Source organism: Caldimonas mangrovi, from assembly GCF_023721835.1.
GTDB lineage: Bacteria > Pseudomonadota > Gammaproteobacteria > Burkholderiales > Burkholderiaceae_C > Caldimonas > Caldimonas mangrovi.
This window is the reverse complement of record NZ_JAMKFE010000012.1, coordinates 1-13242: the sequence shown is the minus strand read 5'-3', so window position 1 is coordinate 13242 and position 13242 is coordinate 1. Positions and strand designations below refer to the sequence as shown.

The following is a 13242-nucleotide window of genomic DNA, read 5'->3' as shown; positions in this document are numbered from 1 at the left end:
GGGCCTGGTAGTCGAGACGGGGTTCATGAGAGCTCACGGGTGTTTCCTTTCTTGCTTGCCTGGAAGCGACGTGCTTCAAGTGCAAGACGCCCGTCGCCCGCCCGTTGTGACAGCCCTCAGGCAGAAATTTGTGCGTCGATGCGTGCCAGCTTGTCCGGGTTGCGGATCGCATAGATGGTGACGAGGCGCTCGCCGTCGGTCTCGACCGCCATCGCCGATTCGAGCACGCCGTCCACATAGCGCAGCAACCCCGGCTCGCCGTTGATCGACGCGACCCGGTAGCGCAGCCGTTCGCCCAGCCTGAGGAAATGCGCCCAGAACAGGTTGGTGACCCGGTCGCGCCCTTGGAGGGGGGTTGCGACGGCGGCGGCCTTGCCACCGCCGTCACCGATCGACGCGATTTCTTCCGACAGCAACGCGCGTATCGCATCGCGGCTGCCGCTGTGCGCGGCGCGCACGAATTGTTCCAGCTGCCGGCGGTGCGCCTCGCGCGAGACCTCGAAGCGCGGCCGTTCCCGGCGCACCCGCTCGCCGGCGCGGTGCACCATCTGCCGCACCGCGGGCTCGGTCTTGTCCAGCATCGCGGCGATCTCGTCGTAGTCGTAGTCGAACACCTGCTTCAGCAGAAAGGCCGCGCGTTCCTCGGGGCCCAGTCGCTCCAGCAGGTGCAGGAAGGCCACCGACAGGCTGCTCGCCATCTCCACCAGCGTCTCCGGCGTGCGCTCGTCGACCTCGACGATCGGCTCGGGCAGCCACCAGCCGGTGTAGGCCTCGCGCTCGGCCTTGGCCGCGCGCAGCCGGTCGATGGCCAGCCGTGTGACCACGGTCACCAGCCACGCCTCGGCCGATTGCAGGCCGGTCTTGTCGACCGCGCTCCAGCGCAGCCAGGCGTCCTGCAGCACGTCTTCGGCATCGGCGCGGATGCCGAGCATGCGGTAGGCAATGCCGTGCAGGCGGGGGCGCAAGGCCTCGAAGGGGTCGGGAGCATGTTCCATGGTGCCTAGACGGACGGGCCGGGCCCGTTGTGACAGACATGGAGTGTGCCGCACTTGCCCGAAGGCGGCCGCCGCCGCCGTCAGGCCTGCGTGGCCTCGCGGATCATGTTGCGCGCGATCACCAGTTGCTGGATCTGGCTGGTGCCTTCGTACAGGCGGAACAGCCGCACGTCGAGGTAGAAGCGCTCGATGCCGTGGTCGGCCACGTAGCCCGCGCCGCCGAAAATCTGCACCGCACGGTCGGCCACCCGGCCGCACATCTCGGAGGCGAACAGCTTGCAGCACGAGGCCTCGGTCGAGACGTTCTCGCCGTTGTCGCGCCAGCGTGCAGCGTCGATCACCATGCAGCGCGCGGCATAGGTTTCCACCTTGCTGTCGGCCAGCATGGCCTGCACCAGCTGGAACTCGGCGATCGGCTGGCCGAACTGCCTGCGCTCGATCGCGTAGGCCAATGCGTCCTCCAGCATGCGCTCGGCCACGCCCACGCAAATGGCGGCGATGTGGATGCGGCCTTTCTCCAGCACCTTCATCGCGGTCTTGAAACCCATGCCTTCCTTGCCGCCGATCAAATTGGCAGCCGGTACGCGGCAGTTGTCGAAGATGACGTCGGCCGTGTGGGCGCCACGCTGGCCCATCTTCTTGTCGGGCTTGCCGATCGTGATGCCTGGCGTGCCGTGCTCGACGATGAAGGCCGAAACGCCGCCGGCGCCCTTGTTGTGAGGGTCGGTGCGCGCCATCAGCGTGAAAAGGCCGGCATGCGGCGCATTGGTGATGAAGCGCTTGGTGCCGTTGACGACATAGTGGTCGCCTTCGCGTCGTGCCGTGGTGCGCAGCGAGGCGGCGTCCGAGCCGGCTTCGGGCTCGGTCAGCGCAAAGGAGGCGATCAGATCGCCGCTGGCCAGCATCGGCAGGTACTTGTCCTTCTGCGCCGGGGTGCCGTCGATCAGGATGCCTTGCGAGCCGATGCCCACCGTGGTGCCGAACAGCGAGCGAAAGGCCGGCGACGTGCGGCCCATCTCGAACATCACCAGCGACTCTTCTTCCATCGTCACGCCCGGGCCGCCGTAGGCCTCGGGGACGGTCAGCCCGAACAGGCCCATAACCTTCATGTCGGCCACGATGTCGTCGGGGATCTCGTCGGTCTCGGCGACGAGGTGTTCGGCAGGAACGAGCCGTTCCTTGACGAATCGACGCACGCTGTCGAGCAGCGCATTGAGGGTGTCGGGATCGCGGATCATCGGGGTCTCCGGGTCTTGGGATCAGGAAGGGCGCGCGGCGGCCTGGGCCAGCACGGCTTGCGCACGCAGGATGACGGGGCGGTCGACCATGGCGCCGTCCAGTGCCACCGCCGCACCGTTGGAAGCGATCACGTCGGTCACGGCCGGTGCGTTGCCCTTGTAGGGCACGTGGTTCATCTGCGTGCCGGTCTGCTTGGCGAACAGCTCGCCGCTCAGGTGGTTGGACGCACCCATGCCCGCCGAGCCGTAGAACACCTTGCCCGGGTGGGCCTTGGGGTGCGCGATCAGCTCTTGCAGGTTGCTGATCGGCAGCTCCTTGTGGATGACCAGCGCATTGGCATAGCTGAGCACCGGTGAGACGGCCGTGAGGTCGCGTGCCGGGTCCAGCGTCATCGCCTTGATGACGTGCGGGCTGATGGTGAGCGTGGGGCTGGCGCCGAAGTACAGCGTGTTGCCGTCGGGCGGCGACTTGGCCACCACCTCGGCACCCAGCGAGCCGGCCGCCCGCACGGCCACCGGCTCGCAGCACGTCCGCAGACCCGCTTCGTCGAGACGCTGGACGAGCACCACATCTCGCTGGCCGAAGGCAGTGCGCTCGCCAGCTTGCTGCCGCCGCTGGCGCGCGCCATCGGCCGCAACCTGAGTTTCCGCATCCAGGTCAGCAGCTTCGAGTCCATCTGCCTGCTGGTGGAAGCCGGCGTCGGCATCGGCATCATTCCGCGTTCTTCAGCGCTGCGGCATGCACGCACCATGAAACTTCAGATCGTCTCGCTGACCGACGAGTGGGCCAGGCGCGAGACCAAGGTGGTCAACCGGGCGCGCACGCCGCTGCCCAAGCTGGCGCAGGCGTTGATACGCCATCTGGCGAACTTCAACGTCGAGGAGCGGTTGTTGTAAGACGGCCCGCCGAGGCAGCGCCTCGCCTGGCCACCGAATGCATCGCCTCCTTTCCGCACGTTTCAGGGCTTGGCGGGTTCGCCCACCGCGAAGCCAATGCGGGTACGCCCCCCGCCCGACACAGCGACCGTATGCCCCGAATGCATGCGCGCGATGGCCGCCACAATGGCCAGCCCGAGCCCGTGATGCAGGTGACCGTCCGTGCGCGATTCGTCGGTGCGGAAAAATCGGTCGAACAGCCGCGGGACACTCAGCGCATCGACATCCGGCCCGGCGTTCTCGACCAGGATTTCCGCTCGCCGCCCAACGTCGAGGCCGATGTGCACCGCAATTGCAGAGCCCTTCACGGCGTATCGGGTCGCGTTGCCCAGCAGGTTGGAAACCGCACGCTTGAACAGCGCCTGATCCACTGCGACATTCGCGTCACCTTCGATATCAACGCGCAGTTGCGCTTCGCTCAATGCGGCCTCGTGGAACTCCACGACTTGACGAACCAGATCGGCCAAGCTGGCAGGAGCGCTGCGTCTCGCCGTTGCTCCCCGGTCTGCGCGCGACAGAAAAAGCATGTCGCTCACCAGGGCCGCGAGCCGTTGCAGCTCTTCAAGGTTCGCGGTCAAGGTCTCGCGCAGCGCCTCGGCGGCGCGATCTTCCCGGGACAAGGCCACCTCGGTGTGCCCGATGAGTGCCGCCAGGGGAGTGCGCAGCTCGTGGGCGACGTCGGCATTGAATGCCTCGAGCTGCACATAGGCGGACTCCAGCCGCCGCAGCATGGCATTGAACTGGTCGATCCAGGGTTGTAGTTCCGCGATGGGCTCCGCCAGCGACAGCCGCTGATCCATTCGACCCGGGCAGATCGCTCGGGTCTGGTCGGCGAGTGTGCGCAGTGGCTGCAGGGTGCGGCGCACCCTCCAGGCGCTCGCTATCCCTGCCGATATTCCGCCCAGCATCGTCGCGGCAACCAGGATCAACGCCAGCCGCACGAGCATGCGGGAATCCTCGGTGATATCGAGTGCAAGCACGCCTTGCGCTTCGCCCGCGCTCAGTGACAGCGAAAAACCCATACGCTGGACCTTCGAGCTGCTTTGAAGGACTTCGGGATCCCGATAGAGCAGCTCGCCGTTCGCGGCATGCAGTTCCAGGTAGGTGCCGGCCCGGCGCGGAACGGCAGCCTGCAGGTGCCTGCGCATCTCCGCCAGGCCACCGGCGCGTTCGGCAGAAACTGCTGCGTCTATCGTCGCGGCCAGTTTCGTCGCCAAGTGCGCCCGTTGCTTGTCGGCAAACGACCAATGCGTCGCCGCAAAGATGCCCGCGCACAACATGCCCAATCCGAGCGCCGTCTGCAAGGCGAGTTGCATGGACAGGCGCGTGGCCAGGGAGTAGCCGGCGCTGTTCATCAGGAGCGCTCCTCCAGCACGTAGCCCATTCCCCGCACCGTGTGCAGCAGACGTTGCGGAAAAGGATCGTCGATCTTCGCGCGCAGGCGGCGGACAGCCACCTCGACGAGGTTGGTGTCGGAGTCGAAGTTCATGTCCCACACCTGCTCGGCCAAGGTGGTGCGAGACAGTATCTGGCCACGCCGCCGCAACAGCACCGTCAGGAGCAGGAACTCTTTCGCGGTCAGGTCGAGGCGCCGGCCGTCTCTCCAGGCTTTCCGCCCCAGCAGGTCCAGTTCGAGCCCGGCCAATCTCAGGGTGGTCGGGTGCATCGACGTCGCGCCGGAGCCGCGGCGCATCAGCGCGGAGATTCGGGCCAACAGTTCCGAGAATGCGAATGGCTTGACCAGGTAGTCGTCGGCCCCTTCCTGCAAGCCGCGCACTCGGTCCTCCACCTTGTCGCGGGCGGTGAGCATCAGCACCGGGGTGTTGCTGCGCGCACGCATGGCGCGCAGAACGCCAAAGCCGTCGATGCCCGGCAGCATCACGTCCAGCAGAACGACCGAATAGTCGCCCCCTTCGGCCAGGCGCTTGCCTTCGATTCCGTCGCGCGCCACATCGACCACGTACCCGTTCTCGGTCAGCCCCTTCGCAAGGTAGTCGATCAGCCGACTCTCATCTTCCACCACCAGCAGCCGCATTGCAGGCCTTCCTTCAGGATCGATCCATCATCGCAGCGACAGCCGCCGACTTCATTACGAATTTGTCATGTGGCGGCCCAAAAACCGGAAGCTTGCTGAAATGTAATGTTCCTGTCGTCCTGCAGCGGGTTGGCGTTACTCAAATACGGGTTGCTGCCGATCGGCGACAACAGGAGATGACGATGACGACGCAACTGGAGATCAATGGCCGCCGCGTGCGGGTCGAGGCCGATGCCGAGACGCCTCTTTTGTGGGTGCTGCGAGAAGAACTGGGCATGACGGGCACCAAATACGGTTGCGGTGTGGGCCTTTGCGGCGCCTGTACCGTGCATGTGGGCAATGGTCCCGCACGGTCGTGCATCACGCCTGTCGGGGCGCTGGCCCGTCAGCAGGTCCGCACGATCGAGGGTCTCGAGCAGGACCGTATCGGCCGCGCCTTGCAGGCCGCCTGGGTGGCGAACGACGTGCCGCAATGCGGCTACTGCCAATGCGGTCAACTCATGAGCGCGGCCATGCTGCTGCGCACCACGCCCAGGCCGAGCGACGCCGACATCACCGAGGCGATGGCGGGCAACGTTTGTCGCTGTGGCACCTACGACCGCATCCGGGCGGCCATACACGAGGCCGCGCGCGCGCTGTCTGCCTGAAGGAATCGCCATGTCGACCACTACCACCGCTCGCGCATCCCAGGCCCAACCACCGGCAGACGTCCGCCTGTCGCGTCGCCAGTTCACGCTGGCCGCCGGTGGCGCCGCGCTCACCGTTGCCATTCCGCTGGGCGCTCAAACGCCGCCCCCACCCGCCGCGCCCGCCAGTGGGGCTGCCCCGGCTGTGCGCCCCCCCGTCAACCGCGCGCCGACGTCCTTCATCCGCATTGCCGCAGACGGCACCGTGACCTTCCTGCTGCCCACCTGCGAGATGGGACAAGGCATACACACGGCACAGGCCATGATCCTGGCCGAGGAGCTGGGGGCGGATTGGAGCCGGGTTCGTACAGCCATGCCCGAGCAGGTCACCCCTGACTACCGTTTGCCCATGGGCCAGCAACGGTCGGTCGGCTCGTTCGGGGTCCGCTTTTGGCACGATCCGCTGCGGCGAGCGGCCGCGCAGACACGGGAACTCCTCACCCTGGCAGCGGCGGAGCGACTGTCGGTCCCCCCGGCGGCCCTGACCGCAGAGAACGGCCACATCGTCCATGCACCCACAGGACGGCGCGTGCCCTTCGGCGATCTGGTGCAGGCCGCTGCAGCACTGCCTGTGCCGCAGTCGCCGGTTCTGCTTCCCATCGAACAGCGTCGGCTCACCGGCAAGACCATGCATCGTCTGGACACCCCGGACAAGGTCACCGGCCGAGCCCTCTACGCGGTGGACATGAAAGCGCCCGGGATGTGGCATGGGGCCGTACGCTTGTCCCCGGTGTTCCGCGCCGAGGTCGAATCGATGGACCCGGCCAGCGTGCGAGGGATGCCCGGGGTCGAGGCGGTGGTGCCCGTCCCCGGCGGTGCCGTCGTGGTCGCCCGCAGCTGGTGGCAGGCCAAGCAGGCGGCCGACAAGCTCACGATTCGCTTCAAGGCCACGCCCCATGATCGCGTTGGCACTCCTGAACTCGAGGCGCGCATGCGCGCTGCGCTGGAGGGCGGCATGGTGCCCCCCGCATTGCAGCGCGGCGATCCCGAGGCTGTTTTTCGCGCTGCACATCAGGTGGTGGAAGCCGACTACGCGGTACCGCTGCTCGCCCATGCCTGCATGGAGCCGATCAACTGCATGGCGCAGGCCGGTGCCGATCGGCTGGTCCTTTGGACCGGTACGCAAGGCCAGGACATCTTGTTGCGCGATTGCGGCCGGATCGGGGGCTATCTGCCCGAGCAGGTCTTCTTCCACAACGCCTATCTCGGCGGGGGGTTCGGCCGCAAGACGCATTCCGATGCCGCCGTACAAGCCATGCTGGCCAGCCGCGCGGTGGGTGGCCGACCGGTGAAGGTGCTGTGGTCCCGTGCCGACGACATGCAACAAGGGCAGTACCGGCAGACCATGATGTGCCGCATGCGCGCAGCGCTGGACGCCGACGGTCGCATTCAGGGATTGCGCGTCCGCGTCGCGGGGCCGCAGATGGGGCGGGAATATGGGGTTGCGCTCATCAACGGAGTCGCCGACCCGTTTTCGCTGACGGGAATCATCGACATGCACTACCAGATCCCCAACCTGTTGGTCGAGCATGCAGTGGTGCCTGTGCCGATGGCGCTGTCGCCATGGCGCTCCATTGCCAATTCGTTCACCGGTTTTTTTGTCGAGGCGTTCATCAACGAGTGCGCAGCGGCCGCGGGCAAAGACCCACTGCAGTTCCGCCGCCTGCACCTGCAGGGCAGGGCGCGAATGCTCGCCGTCCTCGACCGTGTGGCTGAAAGTGCGAACTGGGGAAGTCCCGCGCCGGCCGGCGTGGCCCGCGGCCTGGCGGTGGTCGACAGCTACGGCAGCCCTGTTGCCCAGGTGGTGGAGGCGCGTCTGCAGAACGGCCACATACGGGTCGACAAAGTGCACGTGGCCATCGATTGCGGACGCGCCATCAACCCGGGCCAGGTCGAGGCACAGATGAGCGGTGGCGTGGTGGATGCACTGTCCGTGGCGCTTCGCGCCAAGATCACGATCAAGGACGGCCGCACCGAGCAGTCGAGCTATGGTGACTACCAGATCCTCCGCATGGGTGAGGAGCCGCAAGTGATCACCCATATCGTCGACATCGGCTCGCCGCTCGGTGGCGTGGGCGAGCCGGGCGTGCCGCCGCTTGCGCCAGCGCTGGCGGCCGCTGCCTCGGCCTTGTCGGGTCGACACGTCCGCCGGCTGCCGCTTTCTGATTCCGGCCTGGCATGAGCGACGAGAAGTCGGCCGCGGCCATGGAAAATCTTGACGTCCTGGTGCTTCGCACATTGCGCGACTGGCGCCTCGAGCGTCGGCCTGCGCTGCTGGTCACGGTTGTCCGGACGTGGGGGTCTTCACCGCGGCCGGTCGGCTCGGTGATGGCCCTCGCACGACACGGTGCCGTGGTCGGTTCGGTCTCGGGCGGGTGCATCGAAGACGATCTGATGCACCGGTACTGCGATCCTCGCGGTGATCTCCACGCAGAACACGGGGCACCCCGGCGATTGACTTATGGGGTGGGCGCTGACGAGGCGCATCGATTCGGTCTGCCGTGCGGCGGAACGATCGAGTTGCTGGTCGAGTTCGATCCGGGTGCATCGGGGCTGTCCGAACTCGTCCGGCGCCTGGAGTCCGGTCGGCTCGTGCAGCGCCGTGTGCAGCTGCGCGACGGCGCAGCGTCCCTGCATGACACGCCGGTCGTCCAAGCGCTGCACGAGGACGGCACGGTCCTGACGGCAGTGTTCGGACCTGAGTACCGCATGTTCCTCATCGGAGGCGGGCACCTCTCGGGTTGCCTTGCCACGATGGCATCGTTCAGCGGCTTCGCGGTGACCGTATGCGACCCGCGGACCGTACACCAAAGCGGCTTGCCGCCGCAGGCCCGCCTGGTCGCGGCCATGCCGGACGACGCCTTGTCGGACTTCCGGCCCGATCGGCGCACCTGCGTCGTGGCGCTCACGCACGATCCGAAGCTGGACGACCTGGCGCTACTGGCCGCACTGGAAAGCGAGGCCTTCTATGTCGGCGCCATCGGCAGTCGCAGGAACTCGCTGGCGCGGCGCGAACGCCTGGCCACGCACTTCCAGGTTCCCGAGGCGCAGCTGGCCCGCCTGCGCGGGCCGGTGGGCCTGTCCATCGGGAGCAAAACGCCGGCTGAAATCGCGATCAGCATCATGGCCGACGTGGTTGCCGCGCGGAACGGCGTGACCCTGCCCAAGTCGATGGCTATCGGTCTGGCAAGAAATGGAGCTTCCTGCACCTGAAGAGGCAGGTCACCCAGGAAGCTCTGAACACGCTGACTCCGAACTTGCGTTCAGGTCTGCGCGACGTCGGAAAAAAGCGACGTCCCGCGGCCTTCGCCCTGTCGCAGCGCTGGGGAGAAGGCGCAACGAGCCAGGGCGCAGTCCCATTCCGAGCGGCACGTCCGGCGCTGCAATGGCGAAACTGCAAGCACGGAGGGGTCGTCTCAATGGCATGGTCGCTCTGCTCTGCACGTCTCAGCGGCCGGGCCCCAGGCTGCCGACGTCCAACTTGCCGATTTGCCAGCGCTCGCGGCTTTCCCGTTGCGCCTGAACCTGTGCACGCCACTGCGGCGGCGCGCCGATGTCGTCGAGCACCCGCGCGTCGTGCCATGCCAGCTGTTGAATGGCTGCGGCATTGCTGCGACCGGCCCGCCAGGCGCGGCCCCAGGCACGCCAGCGCGACCACCATTTTGCCCACGGTGCCCTGGGCGCAAGGGCGTGCGTGAAGGGCGGCAAGACGGCCCAGGGCGTCTTCATGATTGTTCACCTTGGCTAAGTTGTTCACGGTCAGAATAGAGCGGTGGAGCAAGAAGAACCATCAACGGATTTGCCGGCGTATATTTAGTAAAACTTAATGGTGAAGCGACGCTGCCATGCGACTGCCCCCGATGAATGCCGTGCGAGCTTTCGACGCCGTGGCCCGTTGGGGGTCGGTGCGTGCCGCCGCCGAAGAGCTGTCGGTGACGCCTGCGGCCGTGAGCCAGCAGTTGCGCGTGCTGGAGGCGCACCTCGGCGTGGCGCTGACGCAGCGCGAAGGCCGCGGCCTGGTACTGACCGACGTCGGCAAGGACTGGCACGACGACATCTCGCGTCACCTGCAGGCGATTGCGCTGGCGGCCGAGCGGCTGCGCCCCGGGCGGCACATCGTGCAGATCACGGTGGCGCAATCGTTCGCGGTGCGCTGGCTGGTGCCGCGCCTGCCGGCCTTCATGCGCCTGCACCCCGACATCGAGGTTCGTGTCGATGCCAACAACGCGGTGGCCGATCTCACCCGCGGACCGTTCGACCTGGCACTGCGAATGGGCTCGGGCCGCTACCGGGCCACCGAGGCCACGCTGCTGTTCTCGGGCGACCTGTACGCGCTGGCGAATGCCGAGTACATCCGCTCGCTGCTCGACAAGCGTGGCCGGCCCGATTGGCACCGTGCGCAGCTGCTGCACGAGATCGGCAACGCCCGGTGGCCCGACTGGTTCGCCGCCTTGGGGCTGCGCGACGTCGACGTGTCGCGCGGCCAGTTCTTCAGCCACACGATGATGACGCTGCAGGCGGCCCTCGAAGGCCAGGGCGTGGCGCTGGCACCGCTGGCCTATGCGGAGCGCGAGCTGATCGACGGGCGCCTGCTGCGCGTGCTACCGTGCCACATCGACGCCAACGAGGCTGTCCACCTGCTATGGCCGGCCGCGGGGACGCGCCGCATGCCTGCGGCCGCCACCGTATTGCGGGACTGGCTGATGGAGCAGGCCCGGCTGAGCCGGGCGCAGCTGCAGCCGTTCGAGGGCCCGCGGGCAGGGCGCATGGCGGATACCGCCGGGTCGTGACGCCGATCGCCATGGCCTGTGCGAGCGCGGCGTACGATCGTGACGGCCACCCGCAAACAGTGCAGCCGGGCGTCGCAAGCCCCGGCGGGGAGAACACATGAAAGTAGCCGCCGGCCTCGAGAACACGACGACGCAGGACCGCCTTGATCGAGGCACCACTGCCACCGCCGGCCGATCGGGATACGACCTCATCGTCGTCGGCACCGGCCCGGGTGGCGCCACCGTGGCGCGCGACATGGCCCTGCGTGGCAGGAAGGTGCTGATCCTCGAATGGGGAGCGGGCGGGCCAGTGCGCGGCACGGTGGGGCAAGCGCTCACCGAGCTGATGGTGCCGGGCAAGTGCCTGCTGTTCACCCCACAGGGGTTGGGCCTGGTGCGCGGCGTCGCCACCGGTGGCAGCTCGCTCTTCTACTACGCCTGCGCATGGCCGGTGCCGCTGGCCCTGTTTCGTCGCCACGGCGTGGACTTGAGCGTTGATGCCGCCGCTGCACGCGCCGAGCTGCCCATCGCACCGCTGGCCGACGCGATGATGACGCCCATGGCGCGGCGCCTGCTGAACAGCGCGCGCGATGTCGGCCTGCCCTGGGCCAAGCTCGACAAGAACATGTACCAGGAACGCTGGACGCCCGAGCACCGCTTCGGCTACTACGGCGACGTGAACGGCGTGAAGTGGAGTGCACGCATGTTCGTCGACGAAGCCGTCGCGCACGGCGCCGTGCTGCTCAGCCGCGCCCGCGTCACCCGCGTGCTGAGCGAGAGCGGCGTCGCCACCGCGGTCGAGTTCGTGCAGGACGGCCAGACCCGGCGCGCTTCGGCCGAGCGCATCGTGCTGGCGGCCGGTGGCATCGGCTCGCCGCTGATCCTGCGTGCCAGCGGTCTGCGCGAGGCCGGCCATGACTTCTTCTTTGACCCGCTGATCACCGTGTGCGGCACGATGAAGGACGTGCGGCTGCAGCACAACGAGATCCCCATGTCCGCCGGCGTGCACCTGGAGGGCGACGGCATCATGCTGACCGATCTGCCGTTCCCGCCGCTGATGCACACCCTGTTCACCGCGCAGATGGGGCGCGTGCACAAGCTTTTCGCACATCGCAGCACCGCGCGCATCATGGTCAAGTGGAAGGACGCACTGGGCGGCCGGCTGACCGACCGCGGCGGCGTGTGCAAGACGCTGACGGCGGCCGACAAGCGCATGGCGCAGCACGGTTTCGAGATCGCGCAGCGCGTGCTGAAGGCGGCCGGCGCCACCGCCATCTACCGCACCGCCCACCTGGCGGCGCACCCCGGCGGGACCGCCAAGATCGGGCACCTGGTCGATACGAATCTGAAAAGCCCCATCGACCGGCTCTTCGTCTGCGACTGCTCGGTCATCCCCGAGGCCTGGGGCCTGCCGCCCAGCCTGACGCTGGTGACGCTGGGCAAGCGATTGGCCCGGCACCTGGCGGCGGAGCCGACCCCTGTTGAGCTGCCGGCAGTGGCGGCGGCTTGAATGGCAGATGTCGGCGAGCCGAGCGCCGCGGCCACCTTCGAAGGGTTCAGGGGATGCGGGAGCACCCGAAAGACCTGCGGAATCTGTCAGCCCTCAACTGAAGGGGGATGGCGACGCCCGTAGCCCCTCTCTCGGCTGTTGTTCCCTAAAGTCAACGGCGTCATGGACAGAAGGGAGAAAACAGCATGCCAACGTTTGCGCAGCTACGGTCGAACCATCGCGAACATCAAAGGTGATGGGCCCTTGCTCGACCGAGCCGTCTACCAAAATCAGTGCGCTATCAATCTCTCGGCAGCGTTGCTGCGTTCGGGCGTCGACATGTCTCGGTATTCCGGGGTATGGTCGTGGGAGAAGGACAAACCGAAGTACGCGATCCGGGCTGAAGAGTTGGCGCGGTGGTTGGCCAGCGGTGCTGCCCATCTTCCCGTTCGCATGACCCAGTTCACCGGCAAGAAGGTGTCCGAGGCTTTCGACAAGAGCGAAGACAAGACAGGAATCATCTTCCTGAAGGACTACTACGGCCCCGGCTTGTCCGGCGATCACATCGACTTGTTCAACGGTTCGCGCATGACCGAAAGAACGTCCTGGCTCCGCATCCAATGGGGCGTTTCGTGGGAGGGCGTGTGGAGCGACTTCAAGAAGTCCAAGGAGATTTGGTTCTAGCAACCCTCATGAAAGCATTGCTCGCCACACTCGCTGGCGCCGTCCTCGTCGGGGCGGCCGCCTATGGCCTGCTCTCGGTGTTCGCGTCCTGGTACGGGTCGAGATTCATCCAGTCGGATGCGGACATCAATGCCGTCTACCTGCCAATGCTCATCGTCCAGGTTCTTCTGGTCCTGGTCGGTGGGTATGTGGGGTTCCGATGGAGCCGCAAGCAAGCGAGGCGGAAGCAGGATGACGCCAAAAGCCATCGAGGCGAAGGGGCGATCTGAGCTCGGCTTTCGACCGAGGCCGTGTGGAAACCCCCGTTGAAGATGCCGCCAGCGGCATATCCCGACGCGACCGGCATCACTCTGCTGAGCACGACAAGCGAGCGCGGCTGAAAAAGGGCTATCGCCCTATGCCCTCATCGC

General features: G+C 67.0%; 14 protein-coding genes. 8 read left to right on the top strand and 6 right to left on the bottom strand.

The genetic code is table 11. The features are described 5' to 3' along the window. Positions 1-116 precede the first annotated feature (116 nt). The 3 genes from M8A51_RS17980 to M8A51_RS17970 form a co-directional block, all read right to left on the bottom strand. Entirely contained in the window at positions 117-995 is an 879-nt protein-coding gene (locus tag M8A51_RS17980) for an RNA polymerase sigma-70 factor (RefSeq protein WP_251779905.1), read from the bottom strand. Positions 996-1075: 80 nt separating this feature from the next. After that, a complete protein-coding gene (locus M8A51_RS17975; RefSeq protein WP_251779904.1) occupies positions 1076-2233 on the bottom strand; it encodes an acyl-CoA dehydrogenase family protein in 1158 nt (385 codons plus the stop codon). A gap of 21 nt (positions 2234-2254) precedes the next feature. Beyond that, complete coding sequence (locus tag M8A51_RS17970) at positions 2255-2800, bottom strand: Bug family tripartite tricarboxylate transporter substrate binding protein (RefSeq protein ID WP_368408568.1); 546 nt, start codon at positions 2798-2800, stop codon at positions 2255-2257. Here M8A51_RS17970 and M8A51_RS17965 point away from each other — a divergent pair. Further along, positions 2789-3130 (top strand): LysR substrate-binding domain-containing protein, encoded by a 342-nt coding sequence (locus M8A51_RS17965; RefSeq protein WP_259372068.1) that lies wholly within the window; start codon positions 2789-2791, stop codon positions 3128-3130. The genes M8A51_RS17970 and M8A51_RS17965 overlap by 12 nt on opposite strands. 62 nt (positions 3131-3192) lie before the next feature. On the opposite strand, the gene M8A51_RS17960 is transcribed toward M8A51_RS17965, so the two are convergent. Continuing rightward, positions 3193-4524, bottom strand: a complete 1332-nt coding sequence (locus tag M8A51_RS17960) for a heavy metal sensor histidine kinase (RefSeq protein WP_251779902.1) — start codon at positions 4522-4524, stop codon at positions 3193-3195. Further along, entirely contained in the window at positions 4524-5204 is a 681-nt protein-coding gene (locus tag M8A51_RS17955; protein WP_251779901.1) for a heavy metal response regulator transcription factor, read from the bottom strand. The genes M8A51_RS17960 and M8A51_RS17955 overlap by 1 nt, the downstream gene beginning before the upstream one ends. Positions 5205-5386: 182 nt before the next feature. Between M8A51_RS17955 and M8A51_RS17950 the strand changes: the two genes are divergently transcribed. The 3 genes from M8A51_RS17950 to M8A51_RS17940 are packed head-to-tail and all read left to right on the top strand — an operon-like array spanning position 5387 to position 9103. After that, positions 5387-5851 (top strand): (2Fe-2S)-binding protein, encoded by a 465-nt coding sequence (locus tag M8A51_RS17950; protein ID WP_251780053.1) that lies wholly within the window; start codon positions 5387-5389, stop codon positions 5849-5851. A 10-nt stretch (positions 5852-5861) separates the two neighbouring features. Beyond that, positions 5862-8072 (top strand): xanthine dehydrogenase family protein molybdopterin-binding subunit, encoded by a 2211-nt coding sequence (locus M8A51_RS17945; protein ID WP_251779900.1) that lies wholly within the window; start codon positions 5862-5864, stop codon positions 8070-8072. A 23-nt stretch (positions 8073-8095) separates the two neighbouring features. Further along, positions 8096-9103, top strand: coding sequence for an XdhC family protein (locus M8A51_RS17940; RefSeq protein ID WP_251780052.1), 1008 nt, complete (start codon positions 8096-8098; stop codon positions 9101-9103). 234 nt (positions 9104-9337) lie between these two features. Here M8A51_RS17940 and M8A51_RS17935 read toward each other — a convergent pair whose 3' ends face one another. Beyond that, entirely contained in the window at positions 9338-9619 is a 282-nt protein-coding gene (locus M8A51_RS17935; RefSeq protein WP_251779899.1) for a hypothetical protein, read from the bottom strand. A 116-nt stretch (positions 9620-9735) separates the two neighbouring features. On the opposite strand from M8A51_RS17935, the gene M8A51_RS17930 reads away from it, so the two are divergent. The 4 genes from M8A51_RS17930 to M8A51_RS17915 all read left to right on the top strand — a co-directional run bounded on the left by M8A51_RS17930 (position 9736) and on the right by M8A51_RS17915 (position 13101). Next, positions 9736-10680 (top strand): LysR substrate-binding domain-containing protein, encoded by a 945-nt coding sequence (locus M8A51_RS17930; RefSeq protein WP_251779898.1) that lies wholly within the window; start codon positions 9736-9738, stop codon positions 10678-10680. A gap of 97 nt (positions 10681-10777) precedes the next feature. Beyond that, positions 10778-12169, top strand: coding sequence for a GMC family oxidoreductase N-terminal domain-containing protein (locus M8A51_RS17925; RefSeq protein ID WP_251779897.1), 1392 nt, complete (start codon positions 10778-10780; stop codon positions 12167-12169). Between the two features lie 243 nt (positions 12170-12412). Next, positions 12413-12832: a type VI secretion system amidase effector protein Tae4 gene (locus M8A51_RS17920; RefSeq protein WP_251779896.1), complete on the top strand. Its 420-nt coding sequence runs from the start codon at positions 12413-12415 to the stop codon at positions 12830-12832. 8 nt (positions 12833-12840) lie between these two features. Continuing rightward, the gene (locus M8A51_RS17915; RefSeq protein WP_251779895.1) at positions 12841-13101 is read left to right on the top strand and encodes a hypothetical protein; all 261 of its coding nucleotides are present in this window, start codon (positions 12841-12843) and stop codon (positions 13099-13101) included. Positions 13102-13242: the final 141 nt, after the last annotated feature.

Coding starts and splice junctions, on each gene's coding strand:
- M8A51_RS17980 (WP_251779905.1), bottom strand. CDS start 995: ATGGAACATGCTCCCGACCCCTTCGAGGCCTTGCGCCCCCGCCTGCAC.
- M8A51_RS17945 (WP_251779900.1), top strand. CDS start 5,862: ATGTCGACCACTACCACCGCTCGCGCATCCCAGGCCCAACCACCGGCA.
- M8A51_RS17930 (WP_251779898.1), top strand. CDS start 9,736: ATGCGACTGCCCCCGATGAATGCCGTGCGAGCTTTCGACGCCGTGGCC.
- M8A51_RS17975 (WP_251779904.1), bottom strand. CDS start 2,233: ATGATCCGCGATCCCGACACCCTCAATGCGCTGCTCGACAGCGTGCGT.
- M8A51_RS17925 (WP_251779897.1), top strand. CDS start 10,778: ATGAAAGTAGCCGCCGGCCTCGAGAACACGACGACGCAGGACCGCCTT.
- M8A51_RS17935 (WP_251779899.1), bottom strand. CDS start 9,619: ATGAAGACGCCCTGGGCCGTCTTGCCGCCCTTCACGCACGCCCTTGCG.
- M8A51_RS17940 (WP_251780052.1), top strand. CDS start 8,096: ATGGAAAATCTTGACGTCCTGGTGCTTCGCACATTGCGCGACTGGCGC.
- M8A51_RS17960 (WP_251779902.1), bottom strand. CDS start 4,524: ATGAACAGCGCCGGCTACTCCCTGGCCACGCGCCTGTCCATGCAACTC.
- M8A51_RS17955 (WP_251779901.1), bottom strand. CDS start 5,204: ATGCGGCTGCTGGTGGTGGAAGATGAGAGTCGGCTGATCGACTACCTT.
- M8A51_RS17950 (WP_251780053.1), top strand. CDS start 5,387: ATGACGACGCAACTGGAGATCAATGGCCGCCGCGTGCGGGTCGAGGCC.
- M8A51_RS17915 (WP_251779895.1), top strand. CDS start 12,841: ATGAAAGCATTGCTCGCCACACTCGCTGGCGCCGTCCTCGTCGGGGCG.